Annotated in this window: 4 protein-coding genes; all 4 read left to right on the forward strand. The window is 48.1% G+C overall.

Annotated features, from left to right (window positions below; genetic code table 11):
- The first annotated feature begins 76 nt into the window (after window positions 1-76).
- The gene (locus AAH187_RS18850) at window positions 77-292 is read left to right on the forward strand and encodes a hypothetical protein (RefSeq protein ID WP_342350034.1); all 216 of its coding nucleotides are present in this window, start codon (window positions 77-79) and stop codon (window positions 290-292) included.
- Between the two features lie 165 nt (window positions 293-457).
- A complete protein-coding gene (locus AAH187_RS18855; protein WP_342350035.1) occupies window positions 458-754 on the forward strand; it encodes a hypothetical protein in 297 nt (98 codons plus the stop codon).
- A 111-nt stretch (window positions 755-865) separates the two neighbouring features.
- The gene (locus tag AAH187_RS18860; protein WP_342350036.1) at window positions 866-1,567 is read left to right on the forward strand and encodes a ribonuclease H-like domain-containing protein; all 702 of its coding nucleotides are present in this window, start codon (window positions 866-868) and stop codon (window positions 1,565-1,567) included.
- A 68-nt stretch (window positions 1,568-1,635) separates the two neighbouring features.
- On the forward strand, window positions 1,636-1,991 hold a 356-nt coding region (locus tag AAH187_RS18865), incomplete at its 3' end, for an FKBP-type peptidyl-prolyl cis-trans isomerase (RefSeq protein ID WP_342350037.1).

A 1,991-nucleotide genomic window follows, 5' to 3' on the forward strand; every position in this document is an offset into this window, starting at 1 on the left:
CTTTTCGATCTATGGCTCAATTGAATTCGACGTTCCAGGTGAGTAGGGGGGACTGAATTATCTGGGAAAATGGGAAGTGAAAATTCACCCCCCGACGTATCTTCGATTGGTTGATGTTTCCGTGGAAACTGATGTAGAGGACGCAAAAGTCCAAGTTCTTTCACTGTATCCCGACTTAGCCGGTCTTCCTATCACATTTCAACTCCCGACACCCAAGGATTCGGAAACGCGTTTAGTGGAAATATCTCCGTATCCTCGGGTATGGTGGTTTTGCCGCCATTTAACCTGTTAATAATGGATATGGGAGAAATCAGGACCTAAAGATGGAGTGCAGATGGACAATATCGATCCACAGTGGGAATGTGTCGTTCATTAAAAGCCGCAATGAGTTTTTCTCGGTGTATGGCGAGTGGTGCGATAGAACAAACCTGTCGAACCTAATGATTGGAAAGTACTTGTGAGAAGATTGTCGTTAATTTTTTTAGCAATTTTGGCAATGGGCTGCGGTCATTTCCCTCAGGCACAAATGGATGGATGGAAGGGAGTTCATCGTGAAGAGCTCATTCGGGTGATGGGGACACCGACCAAGCAAACGGCCTTGCCTGACGGCGGAGAACGGTTGGAATTTATTCAACGAATAACTCGCCATCCACTGGGGGGTGAAGTGTATGGCACATCGTATGAGTGTCATAAAACGTTTGAAATAGACTCAGAAGGTATCGTTCAACAAGCCGTTTCTGAACCGGTATGTTGATCAAAAAGCACAAACTCCGCATTGTTCAAGAAAACCCGAAACAACCATGGGATGGTGCGGGATATTCCCCTCAATCAGACCATCCAGTTCAATCGTGAGGAGGGTTGACCAATGCCCCGTAAATATTTGGCATTTGATATCGAAACTGCAAAAATTTTGCCCGAAAATTTCGGTGATTTACATGATCATCGGCCACTCGGCATTACCTGTATGGCGACCTGGTGTAGCGATGAACCCTCGGCTGTGACGTTTTACTCAAAAAAAGCCGATGGCACTCCTGCACCACAAATGACCAAGGCGGATGTCGCCGCCTTTGTCGAGCATCTCAAAACCAAATTGCAGGAAGGCTATACCCTCATTACCCATAACGGGCTCGGATTCGATTTCGTGATTGTGGCAGAAGAATGCGGTCAGGTTGATGCTTGCCGTGAATTGGCGATGAGCCATGTCGACATGATGTATCATTTCTTCTGCGGAAAAGGCTTCCCCATCAAGCTCAATGCTGCGGCGAAGGCCATAGGGGTGAGTAAGCCTGCGAATGTTGATGGGTCCGTCGCCCCGAAGCTCTGGAAAGAGGGGGAATGTCAAACGGTATTGGACTACGTGGCCCAGGATTGTCGGTTAACCCTGGACGTGGCCGAAGCCAGCGAAAAAGCCAAGAGGGTGAGCTGGATAACCGGACGTGGGACCACATCTCATTTTGAATTGCCTGGGGGATGGTTGACCGTTCAAGAAGCTTCCAAATTACCTCTGCCTGACACGTCATGGATGGATAAGCCATGGCCGCGATCAAAGTTTATGGAATGGTGGTGAATGAGAGAAGGGGCACACTTTGAGTGTGTAAGTTGTCATAGGAAAAATCGAGAAAAGAAGGAGAAATTATGTCTGTATTGATTGGGAAGAATTCTGTGGTCAGCGTCAATTATAAACTTACTGACGATGCCGGTAAGGTGCTGGATAGTTCAGATGGGTCAAAGCCCATGGTGTATTTGCATGGTGCAGGGAATATCATCCCCGGGTTGGAAAAGGCCTTGGCAGGTAAGGGAGAAGGAGATACTCTGAAGGTAAGAATTGAGGCTGCTGAGGCCTATGGGGAGGTTATTCCTGACGGTATCAAGACGATCGAAAAGGCGGCGTTTGAAGGAGTAGAGACAGTTGAAGCGGGAATGGTCTTTGAGGCTAAGGCGCCGGATGGCGCGATGCAAGAAATTGTGGTGGTGAAAGTCGACGGTGATGC

The organism is uncultured Nitrospira sp. (genome assembly GCA_902500695.1).
In the GTDB taxonomy this organism is placed as follows: Bacteria; Nitrospirota; Nitrospiria; order Nitrospirales; family UBA8639; genus Nitrospira_E.

Coding starts and splice junctions, on each gene's coding strand:
- AAH187_RS18860 (WP_342350036.1), top strand. CDS start 866: ATGCCCCGTAAATATTTGGCATTTGATATCGAAACTGCAAAAATTTTG.